Here is an 18,625-nt window from a genome sequence, read left to right on the forward strand (position 1 = left end):
ACAGAATCGACAGCAAAGCTAGACACGCACACCACTCAATATAGCTAGTACGCTGTCACCTTATTAACTCATATGAAGAATAATAACATGTATAAATCATCAATCATGGAATGGTTGCAATCGAATGCGCCATTAATTTACGGTGTCATTCTATCCATCATTATAGCCTACGGTCGTTTAACATATGACGGGGTAGGCGGACGCCGTAAATGGGTTGAAGCGTTATTGTGTGGTGCGTTGTCATTAGCTGCTAGCAGTGGGCTAGACTATTTTGGCTTACCAGTTAGTATGAATCCGTTTATTGGTGGCGCAATTGGATTTTTAGGTGTTGATAAATTACGTCAAGTATCAAATTCAATGTTAAGAAAAAGGGTTGACAACAACGATGACTAAGCTAACTGAACATTTTACGCTAGAAGAGTTTACTCGCTCGACAACAGCTAGTAGATTAAAAATTGATAACTCTGTGCCTGCTGATTTAATGCCCAACGTGCAATTAACAGCTATTAAGCTGGAGTTGGTAAGAAAAGCTTTAGGTAAGCCAATTATTATCACGTCTGGATATCGCTGTCCTGCGCTAAATGCTAAAGTTGGCGGTGTAGCAACAAGCGCTCACACAAAGGGATTAGCGGTAGACTTTAAATCGTCATTCGGTACGCCTAAAGAGATTTGTCAACAGTTGGTTGATGCTGGGGTGCAGTTCGATAAATTAATTCAAGAGCATAATCAATGGGTGCACATTGGTTTTAGTCCGACACATAATCGCCAAATAGTGTTAACAGCAGCCAAGCAGGGCGGTAAAACGGTTTATTTGAGTGGTTTAAAATGAATAAAACATACACGGCAATAGCGATTATTTTTACATTTATGATTTATGTTATTGTTAATTTGTGTAAAGACAAAGAAGCAATTCAAAAAACAAACGATGAACTGCTCGGAAAAATCGAACAGTTAAATCAGAACATCGCTAAAAACAATCAAATCATAGCAGATAATGAGCAAAGCAAACGCGAGCTAGAAAACCAATCGCTAGAACGTCAGGAGCGAATCAATGAGCAACTTAAAAATAATGACTGTGCTAATGAGCGTGTTCCTAGTGTTATCTCTAACAGCCTGTACAACAGAGCGAAAAATCTACGTCAATCGACCGATACCAGCAAACTTGCTCAGTGATTGTCTGCCAAATTTACCTCCGAAATCAATGACATTCGGCGATAGTTTGAAATATAACGAACATTTATTAAATGTTATTGAAAAGTGTAATGCAGATAAAAGGGCGATAAAGGAGATTAGTAACAAAAATAACCATTAACTTTTTGTGGAAATAAAATATAATAATTTAACAAATTTACTTAGAAAGGAGTTAAATTATGGAACTAAAAAACAAAACTAAGAGGAAAGCAAGTGGGAAGTGCCCTTATTGTGAAAAGAGTGTTTCAGCAATAGTTATTGAGGAAAATACATTAAGAAGAGATAAGTGCCAATGCCCTTCTTGCTATAAGATTATCTATGTTTGCCGTTGGCCTGGTTGTTATAATTATACTGTTGTTGGGGATTTTTATGATGATGAATTATGCCCTAGGTGTAGTGAAGACATCAGTAGGTCAACAACTGGTATATTAAAAGGTGCTCTCAAAATAGTATCGACTGCGGTCGTGAGCCTAGCTATAGCAAAGGGTATTAATAAAGATAAAAATAAAAAATGATAGAATACATTATCAATCAAACCGCTTAACTGGATGGATGAACAGCTTATTAAAATGCAAAATAGCTACATAAAGCAACATAACGATTTGATGCTTGAGTACATGAAAGAAAAAGATGTGGCTAGTATGTCAGGTCGCTTATTAAGGCGATGGGGTAAAGAGAAAAAGCCAGAGTTAACAAATAGGATACAAAAACTACAAGAGCAATCACAAATTCAATTATTAATTTAAGGAAAGATTATGAAAAAGGGCGAAAAGAAAAAAGTAGGTCGCCCAAGTGAACTAGCCGAGTGTTTAATTAAGGCTAAAGAATACTTACTTGGGGGCTACGAAACATTTGGGGATGTAGTGCCAAGTGTTGCAGGCTTAGCTTGTTATCTCGGTAAGCACAAGTCATCAATGTATGAATACGCAAAACAAAACAAAGAGTTTTCCGACACGCTAGAAGCAATTAAAACACTACAAGAGAATAAACTAATAAATGGTGGGCTAACTAGCTCATTCAATCCAACTATTACAAAGCTGATGCTATCTAATCATGGCTATAGCGAAAAACAAGAAATAGACCATCAATCATCCGACGGCTCGATGTCACCAAAACCAACACGAATAGAGTTAGTAACACCCAAAGAGTAAACACTATGACCACAGCACAAATACAGTTACCTAAAAAATTGATATCTGTGTTTGTAGCCGAAAATGTTAGGTATCGCGGCGCATATGGCGGTCGAGGTAGTGCTAAAACTCGTTCATTTGCTTTAATGACAGCGATTAAAGGTTATCAATTTGCAGAAGCAGGGGTAAGTGGTGTAATACTGTGCGCCCGTGAGTTTATGAACTCGCTAGCTGATTCAAGCATGGAAGAAGTGAAACAGGCCATTCGCTCGGTTGATTGGTTAGCTGATTATTACGATATCGGGCAAAACTATATCAGAACAAAGAACGGGTTAGTTAGTTATGTGTTTTGTGGTTTACGTCATAATCTAGACAGTATTAAATCAAAAGCTAGAATTTTATTATGCTGGGTTGATGAAGCGGAAAACGCATCAGAAATCGCATGGCGAAAGTTAACCCCTACGGTTCGTGAGACTAACTCCGAAATATGGGTAACGTGGAACCCCGAAACAGAGGGAAGCCCAACAGATATAAGATTCAGGCAAACACCGCCGGAAAATGCGGTTATCGTTGAGATGAATTATAACGATAATCCGTTTTTTCCTGATGTGTTAGAGCAAGAGCGGTTGAACGACCTCGCCAGACTAGATTACGCATCATATGCGTGGATTTGGGAAGGGGCATATCTCGAAAATTCAGATAAACAGGTTTTAAGTGGGCGATATGTTGTTGAAGAGTTTGATGACAATCTACATAAAAAATCCGACCGCTTACTATTTGGTGCGGATTTTGGCTTTGCTAATGACCCGAACACATTAATCCGCTCATTTATTCTCAATGATTGCCTATACATCGAATACGAAGCATACGGCGTGAATATCGAACTAGACGAGATGGGTTCTTTTTACGATTCAGTGCCAGAGTCTCGAAAATGGCCGATAAAAGGCGACTGCTCACGACCTGAAACTATTAGCCACATCAAGCGCAAGGGTTTCAATATCTCAGCAGCGAAAAAATGGCAGGGTAGCGTCGAGGACGGTATCGCATATCTGCGAGGGTTTAAAAAAATCATTATCCATCCTCGCTGTAAACACACAGCAACTGAGGCGCGGTTATACAGCTATAAAACTGACCGCGTAACTAATGAAGTGCTACCAATCATTGAGGATAAAAACAATCATTGTTGGGATGCGATACGTTATTCGCTGGATGGTTACATTAAACATAAACGAACAGCAGGGCTATTCATGAGGTAATAATGAGTTATACAAAATTAACGGATGAACAACTGTTAAATAGCGCGCAAATGGCGATTAACAGTAACCTAGATGTGCAACGGCAACGGTTAGCATATGCGTCACACGGGTTGATGAATAACAGCAAACGGGCATACATCGATCGCGAATTTGGCTATCCTGAAAACCTCTCTTTTAATGATTATTATAAACTCTACAAAAGAAATAGTGCGGCGCGTGGTTTTGTTGAGCGATTGAGTGATATTTGCTGGATGGATTATCCAAAATTCATTGACGGTGATATTCGAGAGCAGGATACAAAACTAACTGCGTGGGAAAAAATTGTAACTGATTTATTTAATGACAAATTGTGGCCGTCAATTATTGAGGCGGACAAACGCGGAATTGTAGGGCGTTACGCTGGGTTAATTATTCAACTGCGCGATGGTAAAAAATGGGATGAGCCAGTTGATGTTAATGTAATGAATAGATTAAATCCTGTTGATGCTATCGTTAAAATTATTCCCGCATGGGAGGAGCAACTCACTGCGTGCGAGTGGAATAATGATGAATCTGACGAAAACTACGGGCAGGTTACGATGTATCAATTTAATGAAGCGTCTATCGGCAATAACTCTGGTAAACCTAATTTATCGCGCAGGATACATCCAGATCGCGTAATTATCCTCAATGAAACATCTGTTATTAACTCAATAGATGATGGTGAATCACAGCTAGAGGTTGGTTATAACGATTTAATCGACATGATGAAATACTCTGGCGGTAGTGCTGAGGGATTCCTCAAAAACGCTAGTCGTCAAGTCCATGTTAATTATGATGCAGACACCGATATGGACGAGCTAGAGCGAGAGTTGCGCAGACGAGGATTTGAACAACCAGCTGATGCGTTAAATAAACAAATATCATTGCTAAATTCAGGCACTGATAGCGCGCTAATCACATCAGGTGCTACAGCTAACATATTATCGGTTTCACCAGCTGACCCGAGTTCGGGTTGGACAGTTTCAGCAAATAGTTTTGCTGCGTCGGTGAGAATGCCATTTACAATCATTTTTGGTCAACAAACCGGGCGATTAGCATCTGATGAGGATAAGGCCGATTACGCAAAACGCGGCATGTCACGACGTAACGGTTTTTTAACAGCATTAATTAAAAATCTGATTAACCATTTAATCAAATTGAGAGTTATTGAGCCGCTAAAAAACGGCGTATTGACATTGAAATGGTCAGATTTATTAGCTCCAAGCCAAGCCGATCGAATCGAGGTTATGCTAAAAATGTCTGATGTTAATGTAAAAGCGCAGCAATCGATGGGCATTCCAGTGTTCACGCCGAATGAAATACGAGATGCAGGCGGTTATGAGCCTGATCCTGATTTAGAGGATATTGATATTGAAGAAGCCGAGACTGATAAAACCGATTCCGAAAAATCCGATACTACCGAGAAGTAAAACCAATCCCACCCTATCAAATAAACAAATTCTTCAAATGCGTAGCGAAATACAAAAACGCTACAAAACAATCAAACAATCAATTATTGAGCATATCGAATTAAGCTTAGGCCACTATGCTAAAGAGCCGATTAAAACAGCGATATTCGTTGATAATACACTCTATGTCGTTAATGCTAGTGTTAATTACACTATTGACGGCAATCAACTTGCTAGGGTGTTAACTCGCATTCAAGAAATTGTTGATGAAAACTTAATTGATGGCGGTATTGAGAAGTTTTGGGCAGGTAAGTTTGTTGCTGATATGTATCAAATGGGGACTAATCGCACTTTTCATAATCTATCCACTCAATCACCACTTTATTCACAAGCTACATCACTGGAATCACTGTTATTTAGTGATGCTTACATTCGCCGAATCGGGCTTGCATATACAGCAACATTCAACGACTGGAAAGGGCTTGCGGATAATCTAAAAAGTGATTTAGGTACGGTTTTAAGTAGCGCTGTAGCCCGAGGGATTAATCCGAGAGAAACAGCCGATATTATCAGTAAGCGTATTGATGTTTCATATAGCAGAGCTAAAGCCTTGGCGCAAACTGAACAAGTAGGCGCACTTCGTCAAGCAACATGGGACGAAACTAAACGCACTCAAGAGGAGTTAGGGTTAAAAACAGGCTTATTACATATGTCTGCTTTAAAGCCTACTTCTAGATCTACACATGTCGATAGACACGGCAAGGTTTATACTGTTGAACAAGTAGCTGATTGGTATGAAGAAAGCGGTAATCGATACAATTGTTATTGCGCTCAAGTTGCGGTGCTGCTTAATGAAAAAGGTGATCCATATAATCAAGCAAGTATTGACAGATTATTGAAAGAATCTGATGAATGGCGTGAACAAAACAAACCGAAACAGCAAAGCTTAAATTCTGTTGAAGACGCTAATGAATGGGCAAGAAAACACATTACTGAAACCTCAAACCTACCGCCAGATATTGATACTAAAGAGTTAGCACCATGCCTGAAATTGGTATCGGAAATTCAAGAACGATTTAACCTACCTAAATTTAGGTATGCTGGAACAATAACAGGTGATATTTATAAATATCCAGAACCTCCAAAAGAGATGTTGGCTGCGTATTCACATAAAGCTAATGCATTGCTTATTACATCTGATAGCGTTGATAAAAAAGCGTTGTTAGAAGAGGATTTAAAAAGTAAAGCAAATGGATATAAACGAAGCTCTATAAATATGATTGGTCAGACTAATAACGAAGAATTAGCTAAAATAATTCATGAAATGGATTACATCCCGTGGATAGCGGTATCAACTCCAAGAGGCGTTTATGCTCATGAGATGGGACACGCATTACATTATCAACACCAGGAAGAAATTGATAATATCATTAAGAAATTGTGGGGACGAGGTTGGGCACACGCAATTAGTAAGTATGCTCAACGTAACAAACGAGAATTTGTCGCTGAGGCGTTTTCGTTGTATATTGAAAATCGCATAGAAGCTAAAAAAAGACTACATGCAGAACTATTTAAATTTTTCCAATCGTTAGATAAGGGCATTAAATGAATAAGTTTGATTTATTAGTTGAGCAAGCAACTAAACTGATTAACACCGAGCCACTTCCTGATGACGCAGAGGAACAATTGCAACAAATTATCGACCAAGCTGCCGACAAAACGGAAAGGCGCATGTTAGCGAGTTTTGCTGAATCTCTGTTTGTTATAAGGAATGAGTAATTAATTCACTGAACCGCCCTCTGGCGGTTTTTTTATATCTAAAATCCACACGAGGTAAAGCATGACACTTAAAAGTGTAAATGTTTTATCTGTCGTTAATAGTAAATCCAAAATATCAACGCAAATCATTGACGGGAAAGAGCACATTGTTATCAATGATGTGGTCCCTATCGTGGATGATATTGTCATGAACGGAATTTTCTATCCGGCAGATGAAATTAACAAATCGTACATGACATTAAATGATAATTTAATGCCACTTGACCATCCACGAATAAATAACGAGCACGTTTCTGCATTAAACCCTCAAGCTATTAATAACTTCTATATTGGTGCTTGGGGCAGAAATGTTCGTAAATCTAACGATAAAGTCTTAATGGATGCCTATATCGATAGAAAATTTGCTGAAAGCACTGAAAAGGGGCGAATGCTTGTAAATCGACTTGATGACATGATGAGCGGAAAAAATACCACACCGATTCACGTGTCAACTGGGCTAACTTACACGCCAGATAATCAATCAGGCACATCAAAAGGTAAACGGTACAAGTCAATAGCTCGAAACATGAAGTTCGATCATGTCGCAATATTACCTGACAAACAAGGTGCTGCCACGCCAGATGACGGAGTGGGTATTTTTGTTAACTCCAACGGTGAAAAATCGCCAATTGAAAATGTAAGCCTTATTGAGTGTTCAGAAGATTCAATAAGCAATGTAATTAGTAAAACCATTAAAGAGGTTTTAAGCGTATTTAAATTTAATCAAAAAGAGGAAGAAGACTTAATGAAAGAAAAAATCTTACTAGCTCTAAATGCTGCAGGTATTAAGACCGATGGCTTATCAGATGAGCAACTGTTAAAGGCTTATAACGAGCAAACAACCAAAGAAGCGATTGAGAAAAAGAAAACTTCTGAGGAAGAAGAAAAGAAAAAAGCTGAACAGGAAAAGAAAAATGCAACTAATGCCGAAGATGCGCCAGCATGGGCAAAAGCATTGATGAATAAGGTTTCAAGTCTGGAATTAGCAGTAAATGCCAACACAGAAAAAGAACTCTCAGTTAAGCGAGAAGCAGTAAAAAACAAGTTCAACATGACACAAACTGCGGTAAATGCGCTATCTGGTGAGCCGTTAGATGCCTTATACGCACAGTGCGTTAAAACAGCGCCTATTAGCGGTGGTTTTGCTAATAATTCAGATAATTCACTATTAAATATGGAGGCTCCAGAGTAATGATTCGATTTAAAACCGTGATTGGTGGTCCAGCACGCAAAAACGACCCACAAACAATTGACTTAAAAACAGGTGAAGCGATTGCGCCATGCTCTTTGGTTGCTGTGGTTAACAATAAGTTAATGAAACATTCGGCAGCAGGTGAGCAAACCCAAGCATTAGTCATCACAAATGATTATCTGGGTGGCCATGATATCCGTGACAATGTACCTAATGACACATCAGGCATCGCCATTATTTGTGAAGATGATGTTACTTACCATGTTTTAGTAAAAGCAGATGAAGCGTTAACAGTTGGCGACAAATTAACATCTAACGGTGACGGTACACTAAAAAAAGCAAGTGGTACTGATGCGGTGCTGTTCTATGCATTTGAAACCTATACCGTTGGCGCAACCGCTGAACAAGTTCGAGTTCGTAAAGCTTAAGGAGCAATAATGAAGAACGAAAAGATTATTTTTAATAAAAAATTAATTACCAATTCCGCTCAAGTAGCACAGGCTTGGAATCAGTTAAAAGCAAGCCGTCAAATCTTTAATAACGCTCAAAACCAAATGAGCGCAACACACGGCAATGCTATTGAAGTTAATCAAGCCGCAATCTTAACCCAAGATTACTGGCGTGAAGTGGATAACGTGACTACCCGTGTTATTCGTGATGACGAGGGCGCGCCATTACTTGATGATTTATTATCGTTAGGTACGCCTATCTCTATTGGTAAAACAGCGGCACTATATCGCGTTTCAAGCGATGCAGGATATGTTAATCGCTCAATGTCAGGACAAGAGCCAGAAACGCTAGATAAGGTTGTTTATGACCATTACGGCGACCCTGTGCCAATTTTTAAAACAGGCTATGCTCGTGAATGGCGTGAATGGTTAGGCTTGCAAACTGAAAACATCGACGCAATGTCAGATGACCAAGAAGCGGCAGTTGCAGCATTACGCCAAGATATGGCGCAATACATTTTAACGGGTGATGAAAAAATCAAAGTACAAAACTTTGAGGGTAAAGGTATCACTAATCATCCACATACAAATCAAGTGGATTTAAGTGCGTCTGGTTTAAATATTGATTTAACTTCTACCTCAACAAGTAACGACGATATTATTAATTTCTTCACAAAAGACTTTGTAGTCATTCTTGATGCCAATTTAGTGTCAGAACAATTAAAAGTCTTTATCTCTCCTGAAATTGAGCGCCGTTTAAATCTTCCTTACTCTAATTCAAATGGATTTAAAGAGGGGACAGTAAAAGACTATATTTTACGTTACTCAGCGCACATTGGTTCATTCACCAAAACATTTGAGTTAAAAGGCAATCACTTTATTGGTTACGTTCGTAACGCTCAATACATCAAAACACGTATTGCAGCACCAATCGGTTCATTCATGAAGCAGCGAATCAACCCACATGATAATTATCAAACATTGGTTTGGTCGGCATTTGGTTTACAAATCAAACGAGACTTTAACGGCAAAAGCAAAGTGTTTAATGCAAGGGGGTAATCAATGAAATTGCGAGTAACTAAACGCGGCTGTTTCGGCCGCATTGATGGTGCAGTGGCTGAACTACCTATCGGGCATGAGTTTAAGGTCAAGGATATACCGCCAGCGTTTGTTGGGTGTGTAATTGTTATTGAGGATATTAAAATCACACCCCCAGAAACTCTTTTAATTCTAAAAATAGAAGATAAAGATGTTGACCTTAGCAAGTTGACTGTTGATGGACTAAAAGAGTTTGTCGAAGCAAATAATTTGGATGTAACTCAAGAGAAAGGCGAGGTGAAAGCTGATTTTGCTAAGCGTATTTATAGCGTGGCTCTTGCTAAATTAGGAGAATAAAGATGACGGTACAGGTAACCGCAGAAGACGTTAATCAAATGTTATCAGAGCTTGGTTATTCTGTACCGAGCTTAGTTATTGATGCAATCCTTAAAAAAGTCAACTCAATCAGTGATTGCTTGGTAGCTCATGGTTATTCAGAAGCCGATCAGCTTTTAATATTGATTTATTCCGCTTGCTTACTGGCTCAAATGCAAGGAGCAAGAAAAATCGCATCACAATCAGCACCAAGCGGTGCGTCAAGGTCATTTAAATATGATGATGTGGGTTTTAAATCCATGTACTCATTGCTAAAAAATCTTGATGTCCACGGCTGTACTGATTGTCTAGATATTTCTTGCTCAAAAAAATCATTTTTTTTAGTTGTTGGAGGTAGGGATGAGTAATACAGCGAATTGGGGCTATACAAATGTTGCAACCGTATATCCTCACATGGGATACGACGGAGAAAACAATGTTGATACTTATGGTCAACCTTATTTGGTGAAATGCACATGGAAAGATGAAGCGCCAAACGCATTAGGTGCTTACATTGATTCCTTAGGGGTTGAAAGGGTAAGAAAAACAACTTTTTACACCGAAGACAATCGAATTAAGCAGGGTGACTTCATAGTAAAAGGCGATAAAACTTCATTACAGTTAGAAGCCTCAAACGCTGAACAAGTGAAGTTTGTGCTTGAATATGACATGAGCGTTTTTGGTGAAATCCCAGATTACGAGGTAGTTACATAATGGTAGTTAAAGGCGTTTCAAAGGTGAACAGAAATATTCAAAAGATAACTAATGAAATTGCCAACATCAGAACTCAAAGAATTATCCAGCAAATTATGATTGTTGGTATGTCTTTTGTAGCTCCAATCACACCTAGAGACACTTCAACGCTAATTAATTCGCAGTATAGAGAACTAAAACCAATACCAAAAGGCTGGACTGGTCGAGTTGGTTATACTGCTAATTACGCAGCATTTGTTAACAATGCCAAAGGTACAGCAAAAGGTAAGCGTACCGGTAAGAAATCTCAGGGGGATTATTGGTCTCCCAACGCAGAACCTCACTTTGTTGAAAAGGGTTTTGAAAGGGACGGAAAGCAGGCTATTGAGCAAGTTATTAAAGATGGTTACAAAATATGATTTCTGATACATATAACTCAATCAAAGACTGGCTAAATTCACATAATTTACTTGATGATTACATCTTACAATTTCGGAAGTGGGTTGAAGTAAAAAATACAAAATCCAATAGATATATTGTGATCGTCCCTGCTGGCGGAGGTAATGCCAGCGAAGCAGTAACACGAGATTATTTTAGGATTGTAATTATTTCAGCGATTAATGATTCGAATATTGTAGCAGTTAATGATAGAGCGGATGAAATCAGGCAGTTTATGCTAGATGATTTTGAATCTAATAATGTTATTTCAATGAACCCAATCGGCGGAATAACGCAATCAAACACAGAAGAAGGGCGGTTTATTTTCGAATTTACTGCTCAAATGATTATATCAAGATAAGAGGTACATTATGGCTAAAAGCAATGCAGGAACTGGTCGAAAGGTCGGTGTTTATTATTCAATCGGTAATCCAGACAAAAAACCAAATGATGCGGATTATAAGCGGTTGGGAATGATTCGGGGTAAGTCACGAGGCGTGAATTGGAACACAATTGATGTTACAGCCGATACATCCGAAGATGGTACAACTGAATCAATGGTTACAACCAAGGAAAAGACAGTGTCATTTGACGGTATTTCTCGAGGTGATGACATCCAGAATCAAAGTGCCTTATTAGATCACATTGAAAGCCCATCACAGGACACTGACGGGCAACCATATGCTTGGATTAAAATTGTCAATCCAACTATTAACAGAGTGATCGAGGGGTGCTATTTGTTGTCCTCATTAACCGAAGAATACCCGTATGATGATGTATGCACATGGTCTATTGAGGGTACTAGCGCAAATAACGTGACTAGAACAGTTATTCCACCAAAAAGGACGTAGAATGAAACCAGTAATAAAGGACATTGGGGAATTTATAATTCATCATAAAGAAACTGATTATTTATTTATCCCGTCTTTTTTTAACATGACAAAGATTGGTAAACCAGATGAAATAGTTGAGATTTTTTCTATAATTTTTGGCGAAATAAATAATGACAATTTCACATCCGTTATAGAATGCGCTGACAAAATACTTGAGGCTTGTTGTACAACGGATTGTTCTGTTATTACTGGTTATCTCAAAGGCGAAGACAAGTTGGTTAATATTGAGGCGGCAATACCTGTTGAAGATAAATTGATTCTATCTCAGCATTTGTTAAAGCACGGCTTAATCGGTGATGTTTCGCCTAAAAAAACTAGCGAAGATGCAAGCTATAGCAATGAATTTCATGCCAAAAAATTTGTTTATATGGCAGTTGCTCATTTGGGGATGAGTGAATTTGACGCATGGAACATGTCAATGACCGCTTTTCAAGAAGCCATGGAAGCGAAATTTCCTACTAACGATAAAGATATCATTTCACAAGATGACTATGACTCAGCTATGTCTTATGCGGATTCTATTGTCGGATTAACCCTCTAATTTCTTCTTGGTTTATTAATAATATGAAAAAATCCATCACCTTTAAGAGATCATTTAATGATCAACTTATCGAAATATTATGCTATTATTCTGACGATAAAAATAAACAGGATAATGCAATGAAAATTGAATCACTAAAAATAGAAAATGTTGGCGGTATATCTAGCTTGTCGTTAGATAGTTTTGACCCCAACTTAAATATTATTTGCGGTGAAAACGGGATAGGTAAAACAAATATTTTGGATTCAATTGCATCATTGTTTTCAGGTTATGAACCGATATCTATTAGTGTTAAATCAGGTTTTGAGCAAGGATGCATAAAAAGCTCAGTAGATGGAAAAGTAATTTCGCGACCAATAAAGAAAAAATATACAAATCTTACCTATACAAAATGGGAATGTGTTAATGATGATGAAAATGCAAATTTCAATTTACTATATTTAAAAGTTAATCGCGTTTTTAAATATAGGCGAGAAAGTAGTATTAATTCAGACCCAGACGTTACCAATAGAACATCGGAAAACGCTGAAGGTTTAGATAATAATGATATAAAACAATGGTTTGTTTCTAGATATTTGCATAGCGCGCATGCTAATAATTTAACTGATGTTCAACAAGAAAACATTAAATTAGCAATAAGCTGTTTTTCGTTACTTGATAATAAGGTTACATTTTATAAAACCACTACTCAAAATGAGATAATTGTAAAAACACCTACAGGAGAAATATATTTTGAGCTTTTATCTTCTGGATTTAGGTCTATTTTATTTATTTTATTGGGCATAATTAAAGAAATTGAATATCGATTCCAAAACAACAATGTTTTAGCATCAGACTTTAATGGAATTATTCTAATTGATGAGATAGAGTTACATCTTCATCCTGAATGGCAAGGTAAAATTTGCAGCGTTCTTACAAAAACATTTCCGAAAGCCCAATTTATCATCAGTACGCATAGCCCTCACGTTATTCAAACCGCCGAGGCGAACGAAGTTATAGCTTTATCTGGGCAGAATGGTCATTTAGAAAAAAGAACCTTAGATATCGCCCCACATGGCTTTAAAGGATGGACAGTTGAGGAAATTCTTACTGATGTAATGGGTATGAGAGATGTTCGAACAGAAAAATATAGGGAAGTTTACACAAAATTTAGTAGGGCGCTAGATGATAATGATATAAAAGCTGCTACTGAAGCTCATAACGAATTAGATAAATTACTTCATCCTACATACCCTTTAAGAGCACTTTTTAAAATGCAATTGGATGGGCTTAAGGGTTAATCCATGATTAAGTTAGAAAAAGGGAAAAAACCCGATTACTTAAGCGATGATAAAGTTCAAGAACTAATAGAAAGGTATAAGTCTAATTCTGATACTGTATGGAATCACGAAAAAATAAAGGAGCGATTATTAGAAAGCAGCAACTCTAAATGCGCTTATTGTGAATGTCAATTACAGATTGAAGATTCATACGTTGAAGTTGAGCATTTTAAATGTAAAAAACGATATCCTGATGAAGTCGTAAATTGGGATAATTTGTTACCTTCATGTAAAAGGTGTAATCTCAGAAAGGGGAGTTTGGATGTTGTTATAACACCTATTATAAATCCTTATGAGGATGATCCTAAATTACATTTATCTATTCAAGCTTGTCGTTTGTATCCAAAAGAAAATGCAGGCTCAAAAGGTGACAATACTATTAAAAAATTGGCTTTAAATGACTATGAACGATTGTTGCAATCAAGATTCGAGGCTTCAAATCGTATAAATAAATATATAGACGATTTAGTTAATAATAAAAGTAATATTGATTATGTTAGAAATAATATGATCACAACACTGGAACTGTGCCAACCAGATAAAGCTTTTTCTGCTTTTCTCGCTTTTACTTTGCTTAATAACAAAGATACAAAAATAATCAAACAAGTTTTAATCGATAATGACTTATGGGATGATGATCTTAATGAAATGTATGAAACCTGCAAAAAAATAGCCCTAGACTCTAGATAACTTATCGTTAACCAACCAAATTCAATTAAACCACCTTCGGGTGGTTTTTTATTACCTAAATTTCTATAAGAGGTTTTTATGTCATTTGAAGCAGGAAGTATATATTACACAATTGACGCCAAAACAGGGGCTTTATTAACAGCCGATAAACAAGTGTCTAGTTTTAACAAAAGAGCGCAAGAGAGGTTTAACGAAACAGATAGGTCGGTAAATTCGTTAAATGGTTCAATGGGTAAATTAACTCAAGTAGCAAAAGGTGTTGTTGCTGCTTTAGTTACTAATCAAGTTTTTGCTTATGCTAATGCTTGGCAAGATTTAGAAGATAGACTAAAAAATACTGGATTAGCTGGAATGGCGTTAAAAGATGTTCAAGAACAGCTTATGACAACATCAAACCGAAACGGTCGCACCATAGAAGAATCCACCGAGTTATATGTACGCCTTTCAAATTCAATGAGCGAACTAGGATATAGTACGCAGGGTACGCTATCTTATATTGATACGCTATCTAACTTATTTACAATCAATAAAACTAACGCAATAAGCGCAGAATCTGCTATCAATGCGCTAACCAAAGCGCAAATGAAAGGTAAGTTAGCTGGTATTGATGCGATGTCAGTATTCGCAGCTATGCCGAGCGTGCTTAAAACTTTAGGTAAACGATTAAAGAAAACAGAAGCAGAAGTTAGACAAATGGCTTCTGATGGCAAGTTATCTATGTCAGACTTTACTGATGCGATGATAGCGGCACAAGATGAAACCGCGGCACTTGCTGATAATATGCGTAATAATCTTGGTGATGCCTCTAATCATTTCACTAATCGCTTAAAAGAGGTATTAGGTTCACTAGATAACACAACAGGAGCAACTCAACATTTAGTTAGTGGCATAAAAATGCTTGCTGAAAATATGAATGTGCTTATCGGTTGTGCTGGTTTCTTGTCGGCAATTCTTGCTGGACGATATTTAACATCGTTGACCGCAGCCACAAGAGCAAAAATTGCATCAGCGATAGCTTCTAGAAACGAAACTAAAGAAGAAGTAGAGTTAGCTAGAGCAGAATTAAAACGAATTGATATAGAACGTCAGAGTTTATCTATTTCACTGCAATTTGCTGAAGCGAATTATCGAGCTGCAAAATCAGTTGAAGATCGCATTATTCAAGCAAATAGAATGTCGGCTATACAAGCAAAAATGATTGCATTAGATAAAGCCGAGACTGTGACCAAAAATGCATTATCAGCAGCTACAGCTAGAGCTAATACAGCTGTTAACTTACTAAAAGGAGGGCTAAGCTTGCTTGGTGGGCCAGCAGGAATTGCGATCATGGCTGCTGGTGCGTTAATGACTTGGGCGAGCAAAGCAAATGAAGCCAAGCAAAAAGCGCTAGACTTTGCTAGTGCAATTGATGATGTAAATGATTCTCTGAAAGATTTAAGCGCAAATCAGCTCGCAAATCAAATAGATCAGATCAATGATGACTTGAGTTTAGTTGAAAAGCAGACAAAAAAAGCTCAATCCGAGCTGAAAAAACTTGAAAGTTATAAAAAAGATAGAAACGAAGCTATTGTCAAAGGATATGTCGGTGAAAAGGGGCTTGATCGGCTAGAAAAAGAGATTAGAAAATTAAAGTCTGACATTGATACATTTTCTCAATCTACTCAAAAACTGACAGGCAAACTACAAAGTTATAAAAACGCGCTAGGAGCATTAACGGGACCGACACAGCAGGCGACACAAAAAACGGATAAATTTATTGATTCACTCGATAAAACTACAAAGACAAAAATTGATGAAAAAATAAAATCTCTTTCAACTGAGCTTGAAATTTCAGAAATGAAGCTTAGCGGTGCTAAAAAAGCTGCTTATATTTATGAAAATGCTTTAAGTGAACTGGGAGATGAATCCGATAAGTATAAAGTTGCCTTACTTGGACTTATCAATGGAACCGCCGAATGGGCTGACATGTCAGATGAAGTAAGAAAAACATTAGAGCCTTTACTTAACGCGTTAGGTAAAATGTTTGACGCAAACGAAAAACTAAACTCTAGTAAAAAAAGCGGACGAGGCACAACAAGAACTTATGCAGAAGAAATAAAAAATCTTAAAAATCAGCTAGAAGTTGCTAAGTTAGAAGCCAAAGGAATGACGGTTGAAGCGAAAGCATTAGCAATTAGCCAGCAAATTGGCACAAAAGCAACGAAAGCTCAGGCTGATGAATTAAAGCGATTAATTCAAGAGCAAGAAAACTTGCAAAATTCGCAAGCAGGTGAAGATTTTGCAAAACAAGAAATCTACAATAAAAAATCACCTCTTGAGCAAATCGACATTGACGAGCAAGAGAAGTTAGATAAATTAAGCAAATGGCGAGAAACGGGGCTTGCAAATGAGCAAACTTATCAAGATGCTTTAACTGCGATAACTCAAGATGCTGTTGATAAACGAAAAAAACTTGAAGATGAAGCAGCAGAAGCTAAGCTACAGTCTACAAGAGCAATACTAAAATCATCATCTGACTTATTCGGTGGAATGGCTGATATGCTAGGAGCTTTTGCTGGTGAATCAAGCTCAGCATATAAAGCGCTTTTTGCAATCAGCAAAGGCTTTGCGATAGCTGATGCGATGCTTAATTTAAACTCTGCAATCATGAAAGCGATGAACGATCAGACAGCAACGACCACTGCTGCAAAAATGGCAAACATGGCAGCAGTAGCAAGCGCGGGTGGACAAGTTTTGTCTACGTTAAAAGGTATTACATACGGAGGGGGAAGACTTCGAGGTGGTGGTGTTGATGTTGGGAAAGCTTATAGGGTTAACGAAAGCGGAGAACCTGAATTGTTTGTCGCACACGGAAAGCAATACATGATACCAAATAAAAATGGTGAAGTTATCCCGTCCAACAAGTTATCACGAGGATCGGCTGGTAAAACTATTATAAATAATATCACTCAAAACATCTCTTTTGGTGACGGGCAAGACAATAAAGAAGCAGCTAACGAGACAGCTAGAATGCTGAAACAAGCGCTCAGAAGTGTAATTCAAGAAGAACAAAGACCAGGAGGGCTGCTAAATCATCGTTGATCTAATGGACAAAATTTCATACCATTAACTTAAATAATTATTTAAGGAGAATGGTATGAAAAAAATTGTATTTTTGGGGTTAATTGGTTTTACGTTGATAGGGTGCTCATCATCACCAGTGTCAAATGACGCGGCAGTAAACGTTCCTGTGCAGCGGATATATAACCAAGATATTTTTGTAAAAAAAGAAAATTCAGGAATGGTTATTATAAAAAGAGATAAAGGATTTGTAAGTAGCGCTTGCTCTGATTCTCTTTTTGTTGACGGAGTTAAGATTGCTGATTTAAATACTGCGGAAAAAGTTGTTATCTACCCGCTATTAGGGAAACGAATTTTTAGCATGGTGGCAAATGGAGTTTGTGGTGGAGGAATGGTTGAAGTTGAAGGGGATGTTGAGAAAAGTCAAGTTTTAACATATAGGATTGCTCATTCCTTAAATGGTGGATATGGTATTTATAGAACGGCGTTCTAAATAGACTAATCATTTATAGGAGAATGGTATGAAAAAGGCTTTACAGGCTTGCGTTATTATTTTTTTTATAATAATTATTATGGTGGTTATTGCTGTTTATAATCATGTTTCCAACAGAATCACAGATGAAGAAATGCTATATTACAAATCTTCTGAATTCTGCTCATCTCTACTACAGCGAAATTTGAAATCACCAGAGTCTTATCAAGAGCAGGAAGTTTTTGTAATTCCTGAGAAAGCTTCTGAAGATGAGTTAAAAGAATTTGTTTCCCAAAAAAATATCAAGTTGTATCAATTAGAATATGAACGAGGAAACTTAAGTTTATACAACTTTAATATACTTATAAAGTATGGCGCCAAAAAATCTTTTGATTTACGGAATAATGCGCTATGTGAATTTAGAGTTTTTAACATCAAGAATCGGGGATTCTTATCTCCAAACTTAGAAGCCATAACCGCCGGTTATGAGCGATATACTAAGGGCGAGATGTTTTTATTGTTTCCTGGTTCTATAAATACATCAGGATTAAATAAATTTAGCTTTTGGGAAAAGTTAAATTATTTATTTAATAAAAAGAACTTTTCAATTGCAGAATAGCAATTTAATCAACCCTCTTAG

The 18,625-nt window shown here is 37.3% G+C and carries 26 protein-coding genes; all 26 read left to right on the forward strand.

Annotated features, from left to right (window positions below; all coding sequences use genetic code 11):
• The first annotated feature begins 87 nt into the window (after positions 1 to 87).
• The 26 genes from A9G40_RS05445 to A9G40_RS05560 all read left to right on the forward strand — a co-directional run bounded on the left by A9G40_RS05445 (position 88) and on the right by A9G40_RS05560 (position 18,604).
• A complete protein-coding gene (locus A9G40_RS05445) occupies positions 88 to 393 on the forward strand; it encodes a phage holin, lambda family (protein WP_081302152.1) in 306 nt (101 codons plus the stop codon).
• Positions 386 to 829 (forward strand): D-Ala-D-Ala carboxypeptidase family metallohydrolase, encoded by a 444-nt coding sequence (locus A9G40_RS05450; protein ID WP_065582152.1) that lies wholly within the window; start codon positions 386 to 388, stop codon positions 827 to 829. The genes A9G40_RS05445 and A9G40_RS05450 overlap by 8 nt, the downstream gene beginning before the upstream one ends.
• The gene (locus A9G40_RS05455) at positions 826 to 1,173 is read left to right on the forward strand and encodes a DUF2570 domain-containing protein (RefSeq protein ID WP_065582224.1); all 348 of its coding nucleotides are present in this window, start codon (positions 826 to 828) and stop codon (positions 1,171 to 1,173) included. Before A9G40_RS05450 ends, A9G40_RS05455 begins: the two co-directional genes overlap by 4 nt.
• A complete protein-coding gene (gene lysC, locus A9G40_RS15795; RefSeq protein WP_442902713.1) occupies positions 1,082 to 1,312 on the forward strand; it encodes an Rz1-like lysis system protein LysC in 231 nt (76 codons plus the stop codon). Before A9G40_RS05455 ends, lysC begins: the two co-directional genes overlap by 92 nt.
• Positions 1,313 to 1,370: 58 nt before the next feature.
• Complete coding sequence (locus tag A9G40_RS05460) at positions 1,371 to 1,706, forward strand: hypothetical protein (RefSeq protein WP_065582225.1); 336 nt, start codon at positions 1,371 to 1,373, stop codon at positions 1,704 to 1,706.
• Between the two features lie 33 nt (positions 1,707 to 1,739).
• Complete coding sequence (locus A9G40_RS05465; protein ID WP_065582226.1) at positions 1,740 to 1,937, forward strand: hypothetical protein; 198 nt, start codon at positions 1,740 to 1,742, stop codon at positions 1,935 to 1,937.
• Between the two features lie 9 nt (positions 1,938 to 1,946).
• Positions 1,947 to 2,342, forward strand: coding sequence for a DNA-packaging protein (locus A9G40_RS05470; protein WP_065582227.1), 396 nt, complete (start codon positions 1,947 to 1,949; stop codon positions 2,340 to 2,342).
• A 5-nt stretch (positions 2,343 to 2,347) separates the two neighbouring features.
• On the forward strand, positions 2,348 to 3,577 hold the full coding sequence (locus A9G40_RS05475) for a PBSX family phage terminase large subunit (protein ID WP_065582228.1): 1,230 nt from the start codon (positions 2,348 to 2,350) through the stop codon (positions 3,575 to 3,577).
• Positions 3,578 to 3,579: 2 nt separating this feature from the next.
• A complete protein-coding gene (locus A9G40_RS05480) occupies positions 3,580 to 5,028 on the forward strand; it encodes an anti-CBASS protein Acb1 family protein (protein WP_081302163.1) in 1,449 nt (482 codons plus the stop codon).
• Positions 5,029 to 5,065: 37 nt separating this feature from the next.
• A complete protein-coding gene (locus tag A9G40_RS05485; protein ID WP_065582229.1) occupies positions 5,066 to 6,616 on the forward strand; it encodes a phage minor head protein in 1,551 nt (516 codons plus the stop codon).
• On the forward strand, positions 6,613 to 6,786 hold the full coding sequence (locus A9G40_RS14930) for a hypothetical protein (RefSeq protein WP_174798208.1): 174 nt from the start codon (positions 6,613 to 6,615) through the stop codon (positions 6,784 to 6,786). The genes A9G40_RS05485 and A9G40_RS14930 overlap by 4 nt, the downstream gene beginning before the upstream one ends.
• 61 nt (positions 6,787 to 6,847) lie before the next feature.
• Complete coding sequence (locus A9G40_RS05490; protein ID WP_065582230.1) at positions 6,848 to 8,017, forward strand: DUF2213 domain-containing protein; 1,170 nt, start codon at positions 6,848 to 6,850, stop codon at positions 8,015 to 8,017.
• The gene (locus tag A9G40_RS05495; protein ID WP_065582231.1) at positions 8,017 to 8,445 is read left to right on the forward strand and encodes a hypothetical protein; all 429 of its coding nucleotides are present in this window, start codon (positions 8,017 to 8,019) and stop codon (positions 8,443 to 8,445) included. The genes A9G40_RS05490 and A9G40_RS05495 overlap by 1 nt, the downstream gene beginning before the upstream one ends.
• A gap of 9 nt (positions 8,446 to 8,454) precedes the next feature.
• Positions 8,455 to 9,525, forward strand: a complete 1,071-nt coding sequence (locus A9G40_RS05500) for a major capsid protein (RefSeq protein WP_065582232.1) — start codon at positions 8,455 to 8,457, stop codon at positions 9,523 to 9,525.
• Positions 9,526 to 9,528: 3 nt separating this feature from the next.
• Positions 9,529 to 9,861: a hypothetical protein gene (locus A9G40_RS05505; RefSeq protein WP_065582233.1), complete on the forward strand. Its 333-nt coding sequence runs from the start codon at positions 9,529 to 9,531 to the stop codon at positions 9,859 to 9,861.
• Positions 9,862 to 9,863: 2 nt separating this feature from the next.
• On the forward strand, positions 9,864 to 10,247 hold the full coding sequence (locus A9G40_RS05510; protein WP_065582234.1) for a DUF7370 family protein: 384 nt from the start codon (positions 9,864 to 9,866) through the stop codon (positions 10,245 to 10,247).
• Positions 10,240 to 10,593 carry a hypothetical protein gene (locus A9G40_RS05515; RefSeq protein WP_065582235.1) on the forward strand — a complete coding sequence of 118 codons (354 nt, stop codon included), beginning with the start codon at positions 10,240 to 10,242 and terminating at the stop codon, positions 10,591 to 10,593. The genes A9G40_RS05510 and A9G40_RS05515 overlap by 8 nt, the downstream gene beginning before the upstream one ends.
• Positions 10,593 to 10,991, forward strand: a complete 399-nt coding sequence (locus A9G40_RS05520) for a hypothetical protein (protein WP_065582236.1) — start codon at positions 10,593 to 10,595, stop codon at positions 10,989 to 10,991. The genes A9G40_RS05515 and A9G40_RS05520 overlap by 1 nt, the downstream gene beginning before the upstream one ends.
• Positions 10,988 to 11,371, forward strand: a complete 384-nt coding sequence (locus A9G40_RS05525; protein ID WP_065582237.1) for a phage tail termination protein — start codon at positions 10,988 to 10,990, stop codon at positions 11,369 to 11,371. The genes A9G40_RS05520 and A9G40_RS05525 overlap by 4 nt, the downstream gene beginning before the upstream one ends.
• A 10-nt stretch (positions 11,372 to 11,381) precedes the next feature.
• Positions 11,382 to 11,861: a phage tail tube protein gene (locus tag A9G40_RS05530; protein WP_065582238.1), complete on the forward strand. Its 480-nt coding sequence runs from the start codon at positions 11,382 to 11,384 to the stop codon at positions 11,859 to 11,861.
• Position 11,862: 1 nt separating this feature from the next.
• Positions 11,863 to 12,444: a DUF6246 family protein gene (locus A9G40_RS05535; RefSeq protein WP_065582239.1), complete on the forward strand. Its 582-nt coding sequence runs from the start codon at positions 11,863 to 11,865 to the stop codon at positions 12,442 to 12,444.
• A 23-nt stretch (positions 12,445 to 12,467) separates the two neighbouring features.
• Positions 12,468 to 13,724, forward strand: coding sequence for an AAA family ATPase (locus tag A9G40_RS05540; RefSeq protein ID WP_218057945.1), 1,257 nt, complete (start codon positions 12,468 to 12,470; stop codon positions 13,722 to 13,724).
• Between the two features lie 3 nt (positions 13,725 to 13,727).
• Positions 13,728 to 14,453, forward strand: a complete 726-nt coding sequence (locus A9G40_RS05545; RefSeq protein ID WP_065582240.1) for a hypothetical protein — start codon at positions 13,728 to 13,730, stop codon at positions 14,451 to 14,453.
• A 78-nt stretch (positions 14,454 to 14,531) separates the two neighbouring features.
• Complete coding sequence (locus A9G40_RS05550; protein WP_065582241.1) at positions 14,532 to 17,534, forward strand: tape measure protein; 3,003 nt, start codon at positions 14,532 to 14,534, stop codon at positions 17,532 to 17,534.
• Between the two features lie 55 nt (positions 17,535 to 17,589).
• Positions 17,590 to 18,006 (forward strand): hypothetical protein, encoded by a 417-nt coding sequence (locus A9G40_RS05555; RefSeq protein ID WP_065582242.1) that lies wholly within the window; start codon positions 17,590 to 17,592, stop codon positions 18,004 to 18,006.
• 28 nt (positions 18,007 to 18,034) lie between these two features.
• Positions 18,035 to 18,604, forward strand: coding sequence for a hypothetical protein (locus A9G40_RS05560; protein ID WP_065582243.1), 570 nt, complete (start codon positions 18,035 to 18,037; stop codon positions 18,602 to 18,604).
• Positions 18,605 to 18,625 lie beyond the last annotated feature (21 nt).

It is taken from the genome of Gilliamella sp. Nev3-1 (genome assembly GCF_001690435.1).
GTDB lineage: Bacteria > Pseudomonadota > Gammaproteobacteria > Enterobacterales > Orbaceae > Gilliamella > Gilliamella apicola_C.

Coding starts and splice junctions, on each gene's coding strand:
- A9G40_RS05455 (WP_065582224.1), top strand. CDS start 826: ATGAATAAAACATACACGGCAATAGCGATTATTTTTACATTTATGATT.
- A9G40_RS05560 (WP_065582243.1), top strand. CDS start 18,035: ATGAAAAAGGCTTTACAGGCTTGCGTTATTATTTTTTTTATAATAATT.
- A9G40_RS05550 (WP_065582241.1), top strand. CDS start 14,532: ATGTCATTTGAAGCAGGAAGTATATATTACACAATTGACGCCAAAACA.
- A9G40_RS05450 (WP_065582152.1), top strand. CDS start 386: ATGACTAAGCTAACTGAACATTTTACGCTAGAAGAGTTTACTCGCTCG.
- A9G40_RS05480 (WP_081302163.1), top strand. CDS start 3,580: ATGAGTTATACAAAATTAACGGATGAACAACTGTTAAATAGCGCGCAA.
- lysC (WP_442902713.1), top strand. CDS start 1,082: ATGAGCGTGTTCCTAGTGTTATCTCTAACAGCCTGTACAACAGAGCGA.
- A9G40_RS05515 (WP_065582235.1), top strand. CDS start 10,240: ATGAGTAATACAGCGAATTGGGGCTATACAAATGTTGCAACCGTATAT.
- A9G40_RS05520 (WP_065582236.1), top strand. CDS start 10,593: ATGGTAGTTAAAGGCGTTTCAAAGGTGAACAGAAATATTCAAAAGATA.
- A9G40_RS14930 (WP_174798208.1), top strand. CDS start 6,613: ATGAATAAGTTTGATTTATTAGTTGAGCAAGCAACTAAACTGATTAAC.
- A9G40_RS05540 (WP_218057945.1), top strand. CDS start 12,468: ATGAAAAAATCCATCACCTTTAAGAGATCATTTAATGATCAACTTATC.
- A9G40_RS05475 (WP_065582228.1), top strand. CDS start 2,348: ATGACCACAGCACAAATACAGTTACCTAAAAAATTGATATCTGTGTTT.
- A9G40_RS05555 (WP_065582242.1), top strand. CDS start 17,590: ATGAAAAAAATTGTATTTTTGGGGTTAATTGGTTTTACGTTGATAGGG.
- A9G40_RS05500 (WP_065582232.1), top strand. CDS start 8,455: ATGAAGAACGAAAAGATTATTTTTAATAAAAAATTAATTACCAATTCC.
- A9G40_RS05525 (WP_065582237.1), top strand. CDS start 10,988: ATGATTTCTGATACATATAACTCAATCAAAGACTGGCTAAATTCACAT.
- A9G40_RS05505 (WP_065582233.1), top strand. CDS start 9,529: ATGAAATTGCGAGTAACTAAACGCGGCTGTTTCGGCCGCATTGATGGT.
- A9G40_RS05510 (WP_065582234.1), top strand. CDS start 9,864: ATGACGGTACAGGTAACCGCAGAAGACGTTAATCAAATGTTATCAGAG.
- A9G40_RS05530 (WP_065582238.1), top strand. CDS start 11,382: ATGGCTAAAAGCAATGCAGGAACTGGTCGAAAGGTCGGTGTTTATTAT.
- A9G40_RS05545 (WP_065582240.1), top strand. CDS start 13,728: ATGATTAAGTTAGAAAAAGGGAAAAAACCCGATTACTTAAGCGATGAT.
- A9G40_RS05445 (WP_081302152.1), top strand. CDS start 88: ATGTATAAATCATCAATCATGGAATGGTTGCAATCGAATGCGCCATTA.
- A9G40_RS05465 (WP_065582226.1), top strand. CDS start 1,740: ATGGATGAACAGCTTATTAAAATGCAAAATAGCTACATAAAGCAACAT.
- A9G40_RS05485 (WP_065582229.1), top strand. CDS start 5,066: ATGCGTAGCGAAATACAAAAACGCTACAAAACAATCAAACAATCAATT.
- A9G40_RS05490 (WP_065582230.1), top strand. CDS start 6,848: ATGACACTTAAAAGTGTAAATGTTTTATCTGTCGTTAATAGTAAATCC.
- A9G40_RS05470 (WP_065582227.1), top strand. CDS start 1,947: ATGAAAAAGGGCGAAAAGAAAAAAGTAGGTCGCCCAAGTGAACTAGCC.
- A9G40_RS05495 (WP_065582231.1), top strand. CDS start 8,017: ATGATTCGATTTAAAACCGTGATTGGTGGTCCAGCACGCAAAAACGAC.
- A9G40_RS05460 (WP_065582225.1), top strand. CDS start 1,371: ATGGAACTAAAAAACAAAACTAAGAGGAAAGCAAGTGGGAAGTGCCCT.
- A9G40_RS05535 (WP_065582239.1), top strand. CDS start 11,863: ATGAAACCAGTAATAAAGGACATTGGGGAATTTATAATTCATCATAAA.